13 protein-coding genes and 1 pseudogene are annotated in these 18659 nt (G+C 48.3%); 11 read left to right on the top strand and 3 right to left on the bottom strand.

Translation table 11 applies throughout. The annotated features are described in order from the left end of the window. Positions 1–182 precede the first annotated feature (182 nt). Positions 183–1619 (top strand): alanine/glycine:cation symporter family protein, encoded by a 1437-nt coding sequence (locus tag MHI06_RS28450; RefSeq protein WP_340399852.1) that lies wholly within the window; start codon positions 183–185, stop codon positions 1617–1619. Between the two features lie 152 nt (positions 1620–1771). Here MHI06_RS28450 and MHI06_RS28445 read toward each other — a convergent pair whose 3' ends face one another. Beyond that, on the bottom strand, positions 1772–2611 hold the full coding sequence (locus tag MHI06_RS28445; RefSeq protein WP_169479987.1) for a methyl-accepting chemotaxis protein: 840 nt from the start codon (positions 2609–2611) through the stop codon (positions 1772–1774). A 281-nt stretch (positions 2612–2892) separates the two neighbouring features. Here MHI06_RS28445 and MHI06_RS28440 point away from each other — a divergent pair, with 281 nt between their 5' ends. After that, entirely contained in the window at positions 2893–3585 is a 693-nt protein-coding gene (locus MHI06_RS28440) for a cyclic nucleotide-binding domain-containing protein (protein ID WP_169479986.1), read from the top strand. An 82-nt stretch (positions 3586–3667) separates the two neighbouring features. Here MHI06_RS28440 and pepT read toward each other — a convergent pair whose 3' ends face one another. Further along, entirely contained in the window at positions 3668–4906 is a 1239-nt protein-coding gene (gene pepT, locus MHI06_RS28435) for a peptidase T (RefSeq protein ID WP_340399850.1), read from the bottom strand. 227 nt (positions 4907–5133) lie between these two features. Between pepT and MHI06_RS28430 the strand changes: the two genes are divergently transcribed. Further along, entirely contained in the window at positions 5134–5328 is a 195-nt protein-coding gene (locus MHI06_RS28430) for a 4-oxalocrotonate tautomerase family protein (RefSeq protein ID WP_340399849.1), read from the top strand. Between the two features lie 44 nt (positions 5329–5372). Beyond that, positions 5373–6407, top strand: coding sequence for an NADH:flavin oxidoreductase/NADH oxidase (locus tag MHI06_RS28425; RefSeq protein ID WP_340399848.1), 1035 nt, complete (start codon positions 5373–5375; stop codon positions 6405–6407). Between the two features lie 264 nt (positions 6408–6671). Here MHI06_RS28425 and MHI06_RS28420 read toward each other — a convergent pair whose 3' ends face one another. Further along, on the bottom strand, positions 6672–7439 hold the full coding sequence (locus tag MHI06_RS28420; RefSeq protein ID WP_340399847.1) for a class I SAM-dependent methyltransferase: 768 nt from the start codon (positions 7437–7439) through the stop codon (positions 6672–6674). Between the two features lie 227 nt (positions 7440–7666). Here MHI06_RS28420 and MHI06_RS28415 point away from each other — a divergent pair, with 227 nt between their 5' ends. From MHI06_RS28415 to MHI06_RS28385, 7 genes and pseudogenes are all read left to right on the top strand, one after another. Next, positions 7667–8095: an SRPBCC domain-containing protein gene (locus MHI06_RS28415; protein WP_340399845.1), complete on the top strand. Its 429-nt coding sequence runs from the start codon at positions 7667–7669 to the stop codon at positions 8093–8095. Between the two features lie 240 nt (positions 8096–8335). After that, positions 8336–11431: an ATP-binding protein gene (locus tag MHI06_RS28410; RefSeq protein ID WP_340399844.1), complete on the top strand. Its 3096-nt coding sequence runs from the start codon at positions 8336–8338 to the stop codon at positions 11429–11431. A 259-nt stretch (positions 11432–11690) separates the two neighbouring features. Next, positions 11691–12854 carry a response regulator gene (locus tag MHI06_RS28405; RefSeq protein ID WP_340399843.1) on the top strand — a complete coding sequence of 388 codons (1164 nt, stop codon included), beginning with the start codon at positions 11691–11693 and terminating at the stop codon, positions 12852–12854. 27 nt (positions 12855–12881) lie between these two features. Further along, positions 12882–14228 carry a deoxyribodipyrimidine photo-lyase gene (locus tag MHI06_RS28400; protein ID WP_340399842.1) on the top strand — a complete coding sequence of 449 codons (1347 nt, stop codon included), beginning with the start codon at positions 12882–12884 and terminating at the stop codon, positions 14226–14228. Between the two features lie 282 nt (positions 14229–14510). After that, positions 14511–15686 carry an acyltransferase gene (locus tag MHI06_RS28395; RefSeq protein WP_340399841.1) on the top strand — a complete coding sequence of 392 codons (1176 nt, stop codon included), beginning with the start codon at positions 14511–14513 and terminating at the stop codon, positions 15684–15686. 1603 nt (positions 15687–17289) lie between these two features. Then, positions 17290–17718, top strand: a pseudogene (locus tag MHI06_RS28390) (HNH endonuclease); the annotation flags it as partial. A 276-nt stretch (positions 17719–17994) separates the two neighbouring features. Then, positions 17995–18654 (top strand): TVP38/TMEM64 family protein, encoded by a 660-nt coding sequence (locus tag MHI06_RS28385; RefSeq protein ID WP_340399840.1) that lies wholly within the window; start codon positions 17995–17997, stop codon positions 18652–18654. Positions 18655–18659: the final 5 nt, after the last annotated feature.

Below are 18659 nucleotides of genomic sequence, written 5' to 3'. Positions count from 1 at the left end.
AATTAACGCCCATTTTTAAAATAAATGTAGAGATTACATGTAGGTATTTGTCGATTTTCGTAGATGCGCTTGTAGTATAAGTAACATCTGAAAGTCTGGGTCCGATGTTGTGCAGAATGGTACAAACTTTTCATCTGACTCATCTCTGTACTCGAAATACACCATATAAAAGGGGCATACCGATGGAGCAAACAATACAAGATATTGTCGTCATTTTCAATGATTTTCTATGGTCCAAAGTGTTAATTATACTATTGGTAGTATGTGGTATATACTTCACCACCAAGACCCGATTCATGCAATTCCGCATGATTGGAGATATGGTGAAGGTGCTTCGAGAGCCGAAAAGTAAGGAACCGGGCAAAATCTCACCATTTCAGGCATTCTGTATCAGTATGGCGGCCCGCGTAGGCACAGGGAATATTACCGGTATTGCACTGGCCATCGCACTGGGGGGACCTGGGGCTGTATTCTGGATGTGGGTTATTGCGATTATTGGTTCTGCCTCCAGTTTTGTGGAGAGCACGCTGGCTCAGATCTATAAAGTGAAGGATAAGGGCGGATTCCGCGGGGGTCCGGCGTATTATATGGAGCGTGGGCTGGGGAAGCGCTGGATGGGGATTTTATTTGCCATTCTCATTACGCTTTCATTCGGCTTGGTCTTTAATGCGGTGCAGTCGAACACCATTACCGTCGCATTCGAAAACTCATTCGGTACGGATCGGTTAACGGTGGGTATCATTATGGCCGTGATATTTGCAGGAATTATTATGGGCGGTGTCAAACGGATTGCAAAAGCATCGGAGTACATCGTCGTTGTGCTCGCCGTATTGTACATTGGGGTAGCGGCTTTTGTGGTGCTGGCGAACATTACCCAGCTTCCGTCCATGATTGCGTTGATCGTCAAAAATGCCTTCGGCATCGAGCAGGTGGCAGGCGGAACGTTGGGTGCTGCGCTGATGAACGGTGTGAAACGCGGATTGTTCTCCAATGAGGCGGGCATGGGTAGTGCCCCGAATGCCGCTGCTACAGCGGATACAACACATCCGGTGAAGCAGGGACTTATTCAGGCTTTTGGTGTGCTGACAGATACGTTAGTTATATGTACAAGCACAGCCATGATTATTTTGCTATCCGGGGTGTACAAAGGTTCCAATCTGGGTGGCATTGAATTGACTCAGGCTGCTTTAAGTGTACATATTGGTCCATGGGCATCGGGATTCCTGGCGGTCATGGTGTTCCTGTTTGCCTTCAGTACGCTAATCGGAAATTATTACTATGGGGAAACCAATATTGAGTTTATCAAATCCAATAAAGTTTGGCTGTGGGTATACCGCATTTGCGTTATCGCGATGGTGGTGTTCGGTGCGGTAGCCAAAGTACAGCTGGTATGGGATTTGGCGGACCTGTTCATGGGGCTCATGGTGGTGGTGAACCTGATTGCGATTCTGATGCTGTCCAAGGTGACGTTTGAAGCACTGAAGGACTACAAGAAACAGAAAGCCGAAGGACGTGACCCGATCTTTACGCGGGACCGCATTCATATTCCGGGTGAAGTAGAGTGCTGGGAGTCGGAAGAAGAAGTGATTGGGGACAAATCAGTACGTGTAGCAAATTAAGATGATAGCTGAATTTGGTTAATAATAACCAAACGGACATAATAAACAGGACTTGGATTATCCATCATGGAAACCCAAGTCCTGTTTATTACATATTCGATGTGTCACCAGAATAACCGATATGCATCGGGAATCTGGTGACACGTTAAATTTTAGTTTTTGATCGAGTAGCTGATCAGTTGTTCCGACAGAGCTTTCATACGCTCGCCCGTGTCATTGAGCTTCTCGATGACATCTGTGAAGGAAGATACAAGCGTCGCTTGTTCCTGTGAAGAGGCTGCAATCTGGGAGACCTCAACTTCCATCTGTTTGATCACCTGTTGTACATCTCTCAGACTGGTATCAATATCACTTGTAGCTTGTTTGGCATCCACAGACAGTTTGCGTACTTCGGAAGCAACCACCCCAAAGCCAGCACCGGCTTCACCAACGCGTGCAGCTTCAATAGCGGCATTCAGGCCAAGCAAGTTGGTTTGTTCGGAGATTTCGCGAATGAACCCGGCTACTTTGTTGATTTGGGAAGAGTTCTGAACAGCAAGTCGTGTGTTTTGCAGGATCTGCTCACTGGTCGCCTGCAATTCTTCAGCATGAGCGGCAACGTGTTGCACCATATCAACGAGGTTACCATTGATAGCCTGATTTTCTTGTATAATATCTTCAAGTTGATTCTGATTGGACTGGTCATAAGATACACAGAAGACAGCAACGACTTTTTGCTGATCATCAAAGATCGGAATGTTCAGGGTATCCAGCTCAATACCAAAAACTTCTTTGGAGAGAGTAGAGAGGGTAGCTTCTCTTCCGTTTTTCAAGACGGCAAAGTTTTGGAACGAATCCAAGAGAGGCATTCCTTTTTCAAAACCAAGATCAAATTTATCTGTCATAATGACATCCAATACTTTTTCATGATCATATACAGTCAAACTGGCCGGCTCTCTGAGGATCTTACTAATATAAGGCATGACTTTAAGCAGTGCATCTACAACGTTCATTGAATGTGCTCATCCTTTCAATATTTAAATGAATTATTTTAACGATCTATAGAAGGCTCTATCTTTCATCGGACAGGAAGGGCTTTTCGTGAACGGCATTTTGCATGAAAAATGAACATTTTATGATTAAATTTTTAAATATTTCCCATCTAAAATGATTTATTGGATATAAGTTCTAGTTGTAACTATTTTTATATCAAGATATTTGTACGGGTTGATATCAATTATGGGACATATGTCCCTTTGGGTACGTTATATATGGCAACGGAGGGGAAGTCGGAATGAAAGAAATTATGGACTTTGGGCTAATGCGTAAGCTTGCACGTGAGAATGGACTGGATCAGGTGCTGGACGAGTCTGCACTCGCTGAGTTGCGACTGCTGGAGGCTGCCAAGGGTGAGTTGATATGTGCCAAAGGCGAGCGGCCTGAGCGATTGTATTTTCTCGTGCAGGGCAAGCTCAAGATCTATACCACCCTGCCTAACGGCAAGTCGCTGTTGCTTCGTTTCAGTACACCCCTCGCGCTTGTGGGCGATCTGGAACTGGTCAATGGCAAGGAGGCCAATAATACGGTAGAATCTGTGAGCAAAAGCCTGCTGCTTGGTATCAGCTATCGTTCTCTCCAGAATACGTATGCAGAGAATCCTAAATTTCTCCACTTCATGCTCAGTCAAGTTACGCATAAATTGTACACCTTCTCCAACCTGTCGAGTCTGAATATGCTATATCCCGTTGAGAGCCGATTTGCCAGCTATCTGTTGTCCACCATGGATCAGGATGAGACCTCTTCCGAAGAGATTCAGACCTCCAAGCTGACTGAGCTGGCGGATATGCTGGGTACCAGTTACAGACATCTGAACAGGGTCGTTCACGATCTGTGTGATCGAAATATTATTCGCAAAGTGCAGCGAAAGCTCGTGATCTGTGATCTGGAACAGCTGCGTGTCATCGCGGGAGGCAATATCTATGAGTGATAACTTTTAAAAGTTAAGACCACAAAGAGCACCCTCCGGAATATACCAGAGGGTGCTCTTTGTGCACCGCGCTTTAAGCGGATTAGATATCTCCGTGCTGCTCAAACAATTGAGCAATCTCTACAATGACGCGGGTTGCCTTCACCATATTATCTACCGATACATATTCGAATTTGCCATGGTAGTTCTCACCGCCAGTGAAGATATTCGGTGTTGGCATACCCATATAGGATAGCTGGGAACCATCTGTTCCTCCCCGGATGGGGCGAATAACAGGTTCGATGTCCAGCCGGGTCATGGCTTCATGGGCAATATCGACGATCTGGCGTACCGGTTCAATTTTCTCACGCATGTTATAGTACTGGTCATTCAATTCGACCGTGATGCTTTTCTCTCCGTATTTAGACTTCAGTTCATTCACGATATTCAACAGATTCGTTTTGCGCTCTTCAAACTTCTCACGGTCGAAATCACGGATGATGTAGCTCATTTTCGTCAGCTCAACGTCACCCTCCAGAGACAGCAGATGGTAGAAACCATCGTAAGCGTCCGTGAATTCAGGAGCTTCCTCTACAGGCAGGCGACGATTCAATTCCATCGCAATTTTCAGAGAGTTCACCATTTTATCCTTCGCAGTTCCGGGATGTACATTGGTACCTCGTACGGTAATTTTGGCGGCAGCTGCGTTAAAGCTCTCGTATTCCAGCTCACCAAGTGGTCCACCGTCAACTGTGTAAGCATATTTGGCTCCAAAAGCAGCCACGTCAAACTTGTGCGGTCCACGGCCAATCTCTTCATCCGGAGTAAAAGCAACCCGAATCTTACCGTGTTTCACTTCCGGGTGCTCAATCAGATAGGCCATCGCCGTCATGATCTCGGCAATGCCTGCCTTATTGTCAGCACCAAGCAACGTTGTACCATCGGTTGTGATCAGCGTGTGGCCTTTATATTCGTGCAGTTCCGGGAAATCTTTGTTGGACAACACAACATCCAGTTCGGAGTTCAGCACAATGTCAGCACCGTCATAGTTATCAATAACCTGCGGTTTAACATCTTTACCTGTAAAGTCGGTCGCTGTATCAAGGTGAGCCAGGAAACCGATCACGGGAACATCTTTGTCGGTATTGGATGGCAGTGTAGCCATGACATAACCGTTCTCATCCATCGTCACTTCTTGCAGACCAATGGAGTTACATTCTTCAACGAGCAGTTTGCCCAAGGCCAGTTGGCCGGGTGTGGAAGGGCATGTCTCGCTATTTTCATCGGATTGGGTATCCATCTGAACATAAGTACTCAGTCTTTGAATTAATATATCTTTCATCTATTATCGCTCCCTAGCTTGGATTTATTTCTTTTGGGGTATAGTATTTCCTGTATGTCTCTACGGTTATCATATCATGTTTTGCAGTCATTTCCAGAATGGGGCAAAACCGAAATGTGTGAAGATGGCTAGGTATCAAAAAGGGTACCAAGGCACAAAAATGTACGTACTTGTGTTTCCATACGTCAGGTTCATAATAAATGATGAAGAAAGGATGTGTTCAAGACATGCCATTTATCACCGTTAAGGTACTGGAAGGCAAGACGACTGAGCAGAAACGTCAGTTGATTGAACGTATGACCCAGGTAGCCTGTGAGACATTGGATGTTGATCCGAGCAAGGTCTTTATTTTCATTGAGGATCTGCAGAAGGACAACTACGGCAAGAATGGGAAGATGTTTTCGGATTTGGACAATAAGTAAGGCTTCATATACATCATGATCAAGGAACAGGAGATGCAACATAAATGACTGAGCAATTATTTTTACCCTATCAATTCAAAAGTTTGCAATTAAATAACCGTGTCGTCATGGCACCGATGTGCCAATATTCTGTGACGGCGAAGGATGGCATTCCGAACGATTGGCATCAGGTTCACTATGTGAGTCGTGCGGTTGGAGGAACTGGATTGATTGTAATTGAGATGACGGATGTCGATCCGGACGGACGCATTACCGACAATGACTTGGGGATATGGTCAGACGAGCATGTACCTGCCTTCACTAAACTTGTCGATGGAATTCATGCATACGGCTCCAAAGTAGCTATTCAGATCGCCCATGCGGGACGAAAAGCAGAGGATGCTCCACAACCGGTTGCCCCATCGGTGGTGACATTCCCGGGAGAAAAGTACAAGGAGCCTCGTGCGTTAAGTACAGAAGAAGTAGAGGCTATGGTGCAGAAGTTCGCAGACGGCGTTCGCCGCGCGGTACAAGCTGGCGTGGACGCTATTGAGTTGCACGGCGCACATGGATATCTCATTCATCAGTTCCACTCCCCGCTGATGAACCATCGTGAGGATGTGTATGGGCAGGATCTGTCCCGTTTCGGCGTTGAAGTCATTCGTGCAGTGAAAAAAGAAATGCCAGCAGACATGCCGCTGATTTTGCGGATTTCAGCTGTAGAATACGCGGATGGTGGATACGACATCGAGCATACCATTCATATCTCGCGTGCCTACCAAGATGCAGGCGTGGACATGTTCCATATTAGCTCAGGCGGCGAAGGTCCTTCCGGACAACGGAAACCGGGGAACTATCCGGGTTACCAATTGCCATTTGCCCGTCGTTTCCGTGAAGAACTGAACGTTCCTGTAATTGCAGTAGGTATGCTGGAGGATGCAGCACTGGCTCAAGCGGTTATTGGCAACGGCGATGCGGATCTGGTCGCGGTTGGTAGAGGCATGCTGCGTGATCCGTACTGGGCGAACCATGCGGCTCTGGAGTTGGGTATCAGCAAGGACCAAGCTGCCATTGCGGAGCAATATTCTCGTGGATACTAATTTGCACTAACAGTTACACTTGCCACTCCGATGACAGAATAACCTTCCGATCGCTGTTATCCTCAGATTTTTTGATTCACTTTTTCAAAGGTGAAAATCTGAGGATAAAGGCGAACGTGCTGCTTCTTCAGGCTATTTCTGTCCTCTGTGTTCTCGTGTAAATGTTATTGCAAATCTTATATAGTAAAAAAGGCCACAGCATGGTTAAACCTCATGCTGTGGCCTTATCTTTGATGAGAAGCATGTAGACTAAATTACTGATGATTACGCTCTTCGAGTCGCTTCATATACGAATTTTTGGTTCGACTGCGTGGGTGGTTGATTCGGGTTAAAGTCTGCATATACCTTGATGTCTGAGAAACCAACCTGTTCCAGAATTAGGCGCAATTCTTCGATGCCGTACCAACGCAAGGTCAGTTGTTGCAGCTCCGTAGCAGCAAGAGCACCCTGATGCCATTGTTCGTAGCGGATCAGACTCACTTTGTACTGGTGAAGAAGGTTCACTTCAATGGTTTTCACTTCTACTGTGATCGTATCACCATCGGGTAATGAAACAATTGATGTTTCTACCGAAGAGGGTTGTGTCACATCGGGTAGAAACAGATCAAACACGAGCCTGCCTCCAGGTTCCAAATGTTGAAATAGACTACGCAATGCGTTAATCGATGCCTCTCTATCTTGAATGAGGAGCAAAGAACCTCCGGGAATGATAATTGCCTCGTATCGATATGGAAGGTGAAGCTTCTCCAGATTGGCAACGAACAGCTCAGGTATGGGTAATGCTCGCTCCATACAACGAGAACGGCAAGAGTCGATCATATCGGTTGAATAATCAAGTCCATCCACCTTCAAGCCTGCTTCAAGCAAAGGAATGAGCACTCGGCCTGATCCCGACATGGCTTCAAGGATGCGTCCTTTGCAGCCCTGAAGATAGCGGCGATAGAATTCAATGTCTCCTCCCAAGGAGTGTCCCACAGGTTTCGTTAGATCATAAACGGCGGTGCATAATGGACCGTAATAACGGAATGACATAGTATAGGTGTCCCCCACATGTAAATGTATTAAAACGAAAATGTGGAAGGGAAGTGAGCAGGATTATCCCTTCCGGCAACGGTTGGAATTGGATTTTTCAGAGCAGACTATCATAGGAATCACGCACCTTTTATGTAATATGTTCCAATTATAGGGTGGGGATAAAGCGGAGGTCAACTTCTATTCGGGTAGTTATACGAAATGAAATGTATAAGGAGGTGATACGAATGGATTCATCATCAAGTTCATCAAGTGCATTGCCGGATATCCGTCAGGAACTATTGCTTCATGCACCTGTAGAGAAGGTGTGGGAGATGGTCTCAACGGAGCAAGGACTGAAAACCTGGTTCATGCCAGGCAATCTGGAACCCGTGGAGGGTCACCACTTTATATTGGAAGCAGGCCCATTCGGTCAATCACCTTGTCAGGTGACGGAAGTTCTTCCACTAGAGAAATTGTCATTTCGCTGGGGAAGGGACTGGACGTTGACGTTCCAATTGCTTAAACAGCCGGAAGGTACGGATTTTACACTGATTCACAGCGGTTGGGATGCGGATAAACTGACTGAATTTGGACAGGCTCACGCCATCGTACGCGAACGTATGGAGCAGGGATGGGCCAGAATCGTTCAGAAGCTTGCTCAAGTTGTTAAATAAATCTTCATTCAATCAACCTCAGGCCATTTCGCCCGCTTATCTGGGTGAACATCGGTCTGGGGTTTCTTTGTGTACCAAGACCTAACGGAAACAGATAGAAATCCTTCAAATTATAACGAATTTGACCGATTATGATACGGAAACTATTTCCGTGAGCACCAGAAACGTGTAACATGAATTATAGTGATAAATCGACAAAATTAGACGTCTCTCGCCATTGTGGATGGAAGGAATACATAGATGAGAAAACACTGGATTATGCTGACGATCAGTTTCATATGCATTGTCATTGTTCCACTGGGCTGGATTGCCCAGACGTTAATTAGTGAGCGGAGTAACCCCCAGGCTGCGGATGGAAGAATTGACCTGACCCAGTGGGACTTTGATCGCAAGGGTCCGGCGTCTCTAAAGGGTGTCTGGGATTTCTACCCTGGGCAGTTGCTCAGTCCGGCAGATATTGAAGCAAGTGTATCCGGTCGCAAGCCATTGCCTGCTTCGTCAGGCACTCAAGTTCCGGCCCGATGGAACAAATCTCTGGGGCAAGCACATGGGTATGGAACCTACCATCTGCAAGTCCAGCTTACAGCCCGAACGATGAAAAACGATTACGGCATACGCACGCAGAATATACGTATGGCCCACCGGGTATTTATCGATGGTAAAGAGATTGGCGGCAAAGGACTGCCGGGAATGACCCCGGATACGGATGTGCAATTAAATCTGCCCTTTACGGGATTCACGTCCATTGAGGGCAACACGGCTGACATTATCATTCAAGTATCAAATTATAGTTACTCGTCTGGGGGCATTGTGGCACCCATTCTATTTGGAGACGAGCATAGCATCCTGAAAAGCCAGCAACAGGACTGGCTCAAGGATCTGATGACCTTGTTCGGCTTTATCTTGCCCGCCGCCTTCTTCCTGCTACTGTTTCGGTTGCGGCGTAGTGAGAAGGAACTGAATTATCTCGGATTATTCAGTCTTTCCGGTGCACTTTACGCTTTGACCCATGGGGAGAAGTTACTGGGAACGTTTGTACCGTTCCTGACTAACAATGAGATGCTTCGGATTCAGCTTCTTAGTTCAGCCTTTGCCTATTACTTCTTGCTTCGATATATGGATGCTCGTGTACCAGGGGCAGTTCATCAGTGGTTTGTTCGTCTTGCTGTAGTGCTAATCATTGCCCAGACCATTGTGGGCCTAACGCTGCCTCCGACCCTTTTCTCATCGTTTGAGCTTCCCATGCTGCTGGTCTCGCTTGTTGTCATGTTCTATACGCTGCGAGCGATGTTCTATTGGTTAAAAGGACGACCGAATGATAGTCACTTTGCACTGGTGAGCATGATGAGCATACTTATGGTTGTTGTATTGCACACGCTCGGTGCGTTCACTGCCGTAGATACAGCGTTCTTTGCGCTGATTGAACTTTTATTATTTGTATTAGCCCAGATGATTGTGACCGCAATCCGCTTCGCACAATCATTCCGTGACGTGGAAGCTCTATCGGAGCGTTTACTCGCCATTGACAGTCTCAAGGACGAGTTCATGGCGAATACGTCTCATGAGCTACGAACCCCCCTGCACGGCATCATTAATATTGCTCAATCCATGCTGGAAGGTGCGGCCGGCGCGGTCACACCCAAGCAAGCTAAAAATCTGTCCATGATTACGGCAACCGGTAAGCGGCTGTCGCTGTTGGTTAACGACATTTTGGATTTTTCCAAACTGAAAAATAGTGAGATCGAGTTGAAACGGGTAGCTGTCGATCTGGAATCGGTTGCCCGTACTGTAGTTGAAGTCTCGGGTTTCACGTTCGAGGACAAGCCGGTTTTACTGATTCAGCAATGGCCCCAGTCGTTGCCGCTCGTAGAGGCTGACGAAGATCGCCTCAGGCAGATTCTGTATAACCTGTTGGGTAACGCCTATAAGTACACTGAGCAGGGTGAGATTCGGCTGTACGCCAGTGTCGATGGGGATCGGGTGAGGGTATCGGTCGCAGATACGGGGGTAGGCATCGCCCTGGACAAACAGGAGGACATCTTCCAAGCCTATGAGCAGAGTAATGGGACAATGGAGCGAGTGAATGATGGAACCGGGCTCGGTCTGAGTATTACTCGGAAACTCGTCGAGCTTGGCGGAGGCGAGATCTGGGTAGAATCGGAGCCGGGGCAAGGTTCTACCTTTCATTTCACCCTGCCCGTTATCAAATTGCCGCTGCTGCAAGCTCATTCGAAACCAGTTGCCGCCCGTTATGTGGCCGTACAGGGGACAGGAGCGAAAGAGCTTGTGACAAGAGAATCGGATGAGCCGGATGATCTTTCGGAAGGAGAACATACAATTCTGATTGTAGACGATGACCCCGTGAATCGACAGGTATTGTTGAATCTGTTGTCCACGGAACGTTACCGTGTAATCGCAGCGGACAGCGGACTCACTGCATTAAAACTTCGTGAACAATTCCCGTCGATCGATCTTGTCATTACGGACTGGATGATGCCCAAAATGTCCGGGCTTGAGTTATGTCGCAAGCTGCGCGAGCACAGTTCCTTGTCAGAGCTGCCGATTTTGATGCTGACTGCCCGTGGGTTGCCTGAGGATATCAAGCACGGATTTCAGGCGGGAGCCAATGACTTCCTGAGCAAACCGGTGGATGCCGGTGAATTGCGCGCTAGGGTTCGGACGTTAATTGAGATGCGGAGTTCTGTGCAGGAGGCTATTCGGACCGAGATGGCCTTTTTGCAGGCCCAGATCAAGCCACACTTCCTATACAATGCACTGAATGTCATTATCGCGACCTGTGCAGTGAATCCGGACAAAGCAACCGATCTGCTAATTGAATTGAGTCATTACCTACGTGGGAGCTTTGACTTCCAGAACAGGGAGCAGCTTGTTCCTTTGAACAAAGAGCTGGAACTGGTGGAGTCGTATGTACATTTGGAACAGGCCAGATTTGAGGAAAGACTGGTGGTTGAATATGAGGTGGAACCGGACGTGCATCTCTATCTGCCGCCTCTCAGCATCCAACCGCTTGTGGAGAATGCCATTCGCCACGGCGTGATGGAGCGGGCAGCAGGCGGGACAGTTCAGCTTAGAATTTTCAAAGAGAGTGAGCATGTGGTCGTTCAGGTTCAAGATGATGGAGTCGGTATCCCCCCTGAGCGTATGGCTCAGGTGAAGTCTGGACGAACCGAAGGTCCAGGAGGTGTCGGGCTGCAAAATATAAACCGTCGCCTGATGTCTCTCTATGGTCAGGGACTGGAAATTCATAGCCATGTGGGTAAAGGTACGCAGATCCGATTCCGTATCCCCGTGCAAAAGGTGGATTATTCCAATTAGTGTGCTGAGTGAAGCAATTATGGTTAACAGACTAGGGGGGGGCTGAAAACTCCGAAGGAAGCAGATTTTGCCGAATTTTCGTTCCAAGCCAGGAAGTTTTACGCAGGCGTGCCGTGGCACGTCAAGGGAAAGTGACGCAGCAGGGGGCGAAAAGGCGGTAAAAGATGCACTTCAGAGTTTTGAGACACGCCCTAATAAGCGGATGCCGATAAAAACGGTATTCCTATTGAATCTTTCATGGCAGGAGGCTGAATGAACGGTGAGAGCCATTGTGATTGATGACGAGAAGCCGGCGCAGCTTCATCTGGAGCGCCTACTACGAACGGACGGACGAATTACACCCGTGCAATGTTTTTCAACAGCCCGTGATGGTCTTCATTTTCTGGCAAACGAACGTGTGGATGTTGTATTTTTGGACATCGGCATGCCGGAGATGAATGGCCTGGAGGCGGCTGAATATATACAGCAACTGGATCAGAGTATTCGTATTATCTTTGTTACGGCTTACGCCGATCATGCGGTGGAGGCATTCGAGCTGCATGCCCTGGATTATGTACTGAAACCGGTAAGCTCCGCACGCTTGGCCAAAACCATTGATCGAATTGCGGGCATAATGTCGCATCATTCCCAAGTTGCAGCCACCGCCGAGGTGCAGGAATCGGGATCGGTATCTGTGGAGTTGGATACCGAAGTGCCGGGGCTGCTTACGTTCAAACATCTGGATATCTATAGAACTCTGGATCAGGGTGCTAAGAAGCATAAGTGGCGTACAACCAAATCGCAGGAATTGTTTGCTTTTTTGTTTCATCACAGGGAAGAGTGGGTAAGCAAAGAGATTCTGCTGGATAAGCTGTGGGGTGATGTTTCCCAGGAGAAGGGACTAACCCATCTACATACTTCCGTGTACCAGATTCGAAAGCTGCTTAAGGAATGGAACATGACAGGTAAGCTGGAGTACAATATGAACCGCTATCGTCTTTTATCAGGTAATCTGGTGAGTGATGTGGAACAATTCGAAAAAGCCATGGTCTACAACGCCATTACCTCCGACAATGTCGATGACTTGAGGCATATGATTCCACTTTATCGTGCCGATTATCTGGAAGAGCATGATTACCATTGGGCGCAGGCCAAAGCAAGGGAACTCAGACGCAAGTATACAGGGTTGGTTATGGATATCGCGGAATGGGACATGATGCATGGTCGGGGTAAGGAAGCGATTGAGCAATTAACGATACTGCAGGAACGGGAGCCTTATTCGGAAGAAATCTGCCGACTCATGATGGAGGTGTATGCATCCATAGATGATCAGCAAGGCATACTTCGTTTATATCATTCATTCACACTAACCCTGGATGAAGATCTGGGACATGAGCCGGAGCCCGAAACAAGCAGGTTATATCAGAACCTGACGGACAAATAACCTTAATTTCAGATAGGAGGGTGAGGCATGAAGCTATTCATACACCGCAAAGATCTGCGTACTGATGATCTGGCTGCATTCGATTATTTGCGGGAACACGAAGAAGAGAGTGTGCATGTGCTCATCTATGATTCATTCCTCCTGCGGCAAGGCCGAGAGAAGGAACACAGCGGTGTGAATTTTAGGAAGCATGCAGCGGGCCTGAGCAGACAGTATCTTGAAGCCAAACGAAAACTGCATGTTGCTTACGGCAAACCGGCTGAAGTAGTTAATTTCATCCTGAACGAATTCAAAGGCGAGATTGAGGAGATTGTGGTCCACCGGGACATGACACCATATGCAATCGAGCGGGATAGGGCCATACGCAAAGTCAGTGAGGCGCATGAGGTTTCGTTCACGCAACTGACGGATCATTTGCTGATGGATCTAAATGGATTTGCTAATTTTACAGGCAAGTCGGAGCCGTATAAAGTATTTGCGGCTTTCCATCGGCGGTGGGTGGAATTCATGAATGAACATCCCAATCCTCCCTCGGCAACAACGATTGCAGAACTGAAGGTGAGTGATCGACAGATTGAATGGCCGGAGGCGATGCAGGTACCTCCGGAGTTGCTGGAGTCCAATGGCTCGGATGATGAGGACCCGCATCTGCTGCTGGATCAATTCTTATCGGATCGTATTGCTGAATATGGTGAGCATCGGGATGAGTATGAAGCTTATGAACCGAGCCATCTCAGTTCTTACGTAGCAGTGGGAGCCGTATCCATTCGCAAGATGTATGATGCGGCGAGTCGCACGGCGGAGGCGGGGGAATGGATCAGGCAGTTGTGCTTCCGTGACTTCTACCTGTATCGAGCGATCTATGAGAGTCACTACTTTACATATGAAAAGGTGTACGATCTCTCGGCCCTCCATGACGAGCATTTCGAACGTTGGTGCAAGGCGGAGACAGGTATTCCGATTATTGATGCAGCAATGACGGAACTGAACGAAACCGGACATATGCCGAACCGGTTAAGGATTCTCACGGCGATGTTTCTCACCAAAAACCTGCAATGTCCATTCACCTTGGGTGAAGCCTATTTCAGGCGCAAGCTGAGTGACTACGATAATATTCAGAACCGAGGTAACTGGCTGTGGTGTGCTTCGCTTGGCGAGAATGCAGCTCCGTATTTTCGGGTGAACAATCCAGTGACACAATCCGAGAAGTATGATCCGCAAGGTGATTATATTCGGAAGTGGTTGCCTGAGCTGAAGGATCTGCATAGTAAGGACATCCATCAACCGCGTAAGGATGCCATTGTCGATCTGAAGGCATCGAGACAGGCGGCGATTGAGGTGTATAAACAGATTCTGGCGAGCCGCCAGAAGTAGACTCCGTCAGGGGCTGGTTCGTGTCCAAACCCAAATTTACCATTCTCATCCGGTTGAACCAACAATCATTTGGTTGAAAGCAGGATGTTGTAAAGACCGCGTACTCGCGGTCTTTTTTACATATATAGACATGAAAATAGTGTGAAATATGATGAAAATTTAGGAATTGTTAAGAAAATGGACTACCCATCTTAAGCATTATGCCTTTTAATAGATAGAGAGCTTTATCGTATTAAGTCATATCTGACATATTGACGAACAAATGAAGGAGAAATTTTAAACATGAGTGAAACACTGAAAAGAGAGCGAATTCCGGAGCTGAATCTGGTACGTGCCATGGCGATTATCGGCGTACTGAGCGTGCATTCCACTTCTTACGCGACGGTGGACATGACCGGTTCGGGCTACTACTGGCTGTACAACTTTATTAATATCTTCATGAAATATGGTACGCCAACCTTTATTTTTATGAGCAGTTTCGTGCTGTTCTATAACTATTATTCCCGTCCACTGGATAAGAAACTCGTAAGTAACTTTTACAAAAAAAGATTTGTGTATATCTTGCTTCCGTATTTCCTGTTTTCATTGATGTATTTTGTTATCTTGCATTTCACGCATTATCAAGGCCGACCATTCGGCGAATCGGCTGTAAGTTTCATTACGAAATTGTTTACGGGTAAGGCCTATACGCATCTGTACTTTGTGTTTATTAACATGCAATTCTATCTGTTATTCCCATTGGTGTTATGGCTGCTCAAGAAGTATCCTTCCGTGGTGAAATGGTCTGTACCGATTGGACTATTGATTCAATGGGCATTTATCGTAAGTAATAAATATGGATTCCAGGTACCCAATAAGGGAAGCTGGGCGTTCTCGTACTTTTCCTATTTCATGCTGGGTGCTTTTATCGGAGTGTATTTCCCTAAAATCAAGCAATGGTTCGTCATCAGTCGCGCCAATGCAACCAAAGGACGCGTAGCTTCATGGATTCTGCTCTGGGCCGTGTGGATCATTGCCGGACTGGGTCATGTGTACATCTATTATCAGTTGCGTCTGAAGATCGCAACGTATAACACACTGTGGTATGAATTTTTCTGGAATGTGCATACCTTCGCTTGTGCGCTGGTACTCATCCAGATCGCTTATCTGCTCTACCGCAAAGGGCCGTCACTGATCGTTAAGCCGCTGAACCGGCTTGGGGCACTGTCCTTCGGCATCTATCTGATCCATCCATTGTTCCTTCTGGTGTATCGGAATTATCCGCCGCAAACGGGAGTGTCGTGGTTAGTGCATCTGTGGTATGCCGGAGGATTCGGCGTAGCTCTGATCGCTTCGTGGATCGTTGTTGGATTGACGGCAAGGTTCGTTCCATATGCATGGGTGATCTTTGGTAATCTGCCAAAACCGAAACCACGTCTGGCACCACAACAGAACTCGGGGCAACTGGACGTTCGTTAATACACATTTCCAATACAGGAATAATAAACCGTTTCTTGGTCGACCTTAGGGGAGAGCAGGAAGCGGTTTTTTTTGATGCATGCAGATATGTGTAATGTGGGGAACGAGTGTTTCTTTTACATGTACGAGGGGTAATCATAAGGCGGAACGATAATACATTATAGATAACAGGATTAAGGTGAAAAATAATGACAACATGCGATAAATGCGGGAGACCGATGCAAGATATATTGGAATACGTGGAACACATTCTTCATGAATGCAATGAACAGACACAGGAGTACAAATCGAAAGATTATGAGGCCTTTGGCCATGAGGGTGTTCGCGAGCAGATGTGATACAATAGAAAGAAACCGGATTCATACGGAACCGAGGTGACAACATGGAGACGGGGCCAGCCCCTTTCCGGCAAGGAAAGACGGAACAAGAAGCGCGACTGACCAAGACATGTATGTATTGCGGACAACAGCGGGCGATGTCCGAATTCCGGCGCAGAACCGGAAAGCGGGCAGGCCCTGGAGCCAGACGGGGAGCCTGCCGCAGCTGTCGTCAGCTTGGTGGACAGGCTGATTACGATGCGGGTTCAAGCTTGAGCGGGCAAACGAATGAACGGATCGGGTATCAACGGGATGGCTTGGAAACCCGTGAGGTTACACACGTACCATCTGCCTCTGCGAAAAATGAAGCGGAGCGGATCCCTTATGGCATGGAGCAGGGATCTGCTACCGAGTCGTCTTCAGACAGACGTCTGGTGTCTCAATCGTCAGTAGACTCGACGTCTGCGAATGACGATGAACATGCTGACTTGGTGACTTCCTCCGCCTCTTCTTCGGGTAATCGGAAGAAGAGGAGAAGACGCAGGAAGAGCAAACGTGCAGAGGGACTGACAGGCAATGAGCAAGCGGAGACGAATCAGGAGCACGATGGTTTGGCAGGTGAGGCAGTAGCTGATCTTGCTGAGCCACAGCCACGTGATCGTGGGCGTGGGGAAGAAGGGTATTCGCAGGAGGGCCATGCTGCTGTGAATGATAAGGGCACTACACAGCGGGCAGGCGCGCGAGCTGCCGCTGCAGTGCAGGCCGCCGAGCAGACTGCGGCGGCCCACCAAGCTCTGCTGCCAGCTGCGCCGCAAGGCCCGGCAGCAGAGCCCATGGCTGCGGATCAACCGACCGCAGCCAAACGCAAGCGCAAGCGGCGCCGCAAGCGTGCTGCCGCGCTCGCGCCCGGCGCAGGGCAGGCCCGCAGCGTAGCTGCTGAGGCCCATGCGCCGGCCCTGAGCGACCGTGGCGATGCCACCACGGTCGCTGCACCTACGGCGGCGGAGGCACAGCCTGCCGCCACCAGGCGCGAGCCTGGGCAAGCGCCGGGGGCTGCTGCGGAGGCAGGGCCTCCTGCGCCCGTGCGCCAGCCTGGCTCGCCAGGGTCCAAGCCGCGCCAAGCGCGCAAGGAGCGTGCGCATAAGGCGAACGGCGAAGACGCTGCCCGCGGTACATCCGGGCAGCGACCCGCGCATGCCAGCCGCAGTCACGCAGCTGGCATGGACGGCCGTCCCCGTCGTCAGACGCCGGCGGCCCCGGTAGCCATTGACCCGGAAGATCCGGCTTCGCTCCGGACCAACCGGCAAGGCATGGTACGGATGCGCGGCAAGACGGATAAGGGCAGGCGCTGGCATCAGGAAGTGGACATGGAGCTTGCGGTCACGCTGGTCAAGGAAAAAGCCGCTGTGGTGGTCAATCGGTACACGATTCGCCGATTGTTCAGTAACAAGGATTTCAAGCGGTATATTCTGACCCGGGATCACTACACCTGTTACTTCTGTGGTTCGTATGGAGATACGATTGACCATTTACTGCCGCGTGCAAAAGGTGGACATACCACCCCGCTCAACTGTGTCTGTGCCTGTAATCTGTGCAACCAATCCAAAGCAGCGATGGATGCCGAAGAGTTCATGCGTTCCGGTATTCCCGAGTGGAATGCTGCACATCAGGCAGAACTGATTGAACTGGCTATGCAGGAAGCACAGCTGGAATAAGGATAATATGCCCCCAAAAGTAGGATCGGGGTTTCGATATGAAGAGCACACCAAGACCACAAGAGGTCTTGGTGTGCTTTTTTGATTTAATTTTGATTGGGGTGGGAAGTCAGTTCGCTGTGCAATAATTTCTTCAAATTGACAACGATGTTCATCGAAGATGTACGTTATACTGGGAGGGAGTTGCTAAAGAAGCTTCATCATCCATATGAATGATGAAATGTATAGTGAACATCAAACCTGAGAACGTAGACTGTATAGATTGGATGGATGCAGATGACCCCAGCAGCATTGGACATTATGTCCTATATTACGGAAGAAAATATTCGTTTCTGGCTGGAGAAGTTTCGCTCCCTGGGCCCATTACCGGGAATTTTGCTTACGTTTATGAAATCATTTGTGCCGCCACTTCCAACGCTATTAATAGTGGGTGTGAACGGTGCGGTATACGGTCTGTGGGCAGGGTTTTTATACTCATGGATCGGCATGGTCCTTGGTTGCATCGTTACTTTTCTGATCGTACGGGAGATCGGGAAATCCGCTTTTGTGGAACGATGGGCACGCAAACCCCGTGTGCAGCGCAGTATGGTATGGATTCGGAGGAATGCGTTCGGTTATGTCTTTCTCCTGAGTATCTTCCCGGTAGGTCCATTCGTCATTATTAATGTGGCAGCAGGTATCGCGCGAATGCGCTTGTTATCCTTCCTGCTTGCGGTGGGCTGTGGTAAAGCGATCATGATCTTCTCTGTTACGTATATCGGTTCCAATGTGGAACAATTTTTGGAGCACCCTGTACGCTGGGTAGGCGTATTGCTGTTCATTGCGGTATCCCTGTGGGCAAGCCGCAAACTGGAGCGACATTTTACCCGGTCATCGTCAGATGATGAAGGGCTGAATGATCTGAATCAACCAACTGGCAAATCGATTTCCTCCTAGTTTCG

Origin of the sequence: Paenibacillus sp. FSL H8-0079 (genome assembly GCF_037991315.1) — a bacterium.
GTDB lineage: Bacteria > Bacillota > Bacilli > Paenibacillales > Paenibacillaceae > Paenibacillus.
This window is presented reverse-complemented; position numbering and strand designations above follow the sequence as displayed.

Coding starts and splice junctions, on each gene's coding strand:
- MHI06_RS28450 (WP_340399852.1), top strand. CDS start 183: ATGGAGCAAACAATACAAGATATTGTCGTCATTTTCAATGATTTTCTA.
- MHI06_RS28385 (WP_340399840.1), top strand. CDS start 17,995: ATGACCCCAGCAGCATTGGACATTATGTCCTATATTACGGAAGAAAAT.
- MHI06_RS28430 (WP_340399849.1), top strand. CDS start 5,134: ATGCCATTTATCACCGTTAAGGTACTGGAAGGCAAGACGACTGAGCAG.
- MHI06_RS28415 (WP_340399845.1), top strand. CDS start 7,667: ATGGATTCATCATCAAGTTCATCAAGTGCATTGCCGGATATCCGTCAG.
- MHI06_RS28400 (WP_340399842.1), top strand. CDS start 12,882: ATGAAGCTATTCATACACCGCAAAGATCTGCGTACTGATGATCTGGCT.
- MHI06_RS28425 (WP_340399848.1), top strand. CDS start 5,373: ATGACTGAGCAATTATTTTTACCCTATCAATTCAAAAGTTTGCAATTA.
- MHI06_RS28440 (WP_169479986.1), top strand. CDS start 2,893: ATGAAAGAAATTATGGACTTTGGGCTAATGCGTAAGCTTGCACGTGAG.
- MHI06_RS28420 (WP_340399847.1), bottom strand. CDS start 7,439: ATGTCATTCCGTTATTACGGTCCATTATGCACCGCCGTTTATGATCTA.
- MHI06_RS28410 (WP_340399844.1), top strand. CDS start 8,336: ATGAGAAAACACTGGATTATGCTGACGATCAGTTTCATATGCATTGTC.
- MHI06_RS28395 (WP_340399841.1), top strand. CDS start 14,511: ATGAGTGAAACACTGAAAAGAGAGCGAATTCCGGAGCTGAATCTGGTA.
- pepT (WP_340399850.1), bottom strand. CDS start 4,906: ATGAAAGATATATTAATTCAAAGACTGAGTACTTATGTTCAGATGGAT.
- MHI06_RS28445 (WP_169479987.1), bottom strand. CDS start 2,611: ATGAACGTTGTAGATGCACTGCTTAAAGTCATGCCTTATATTAGTAAG.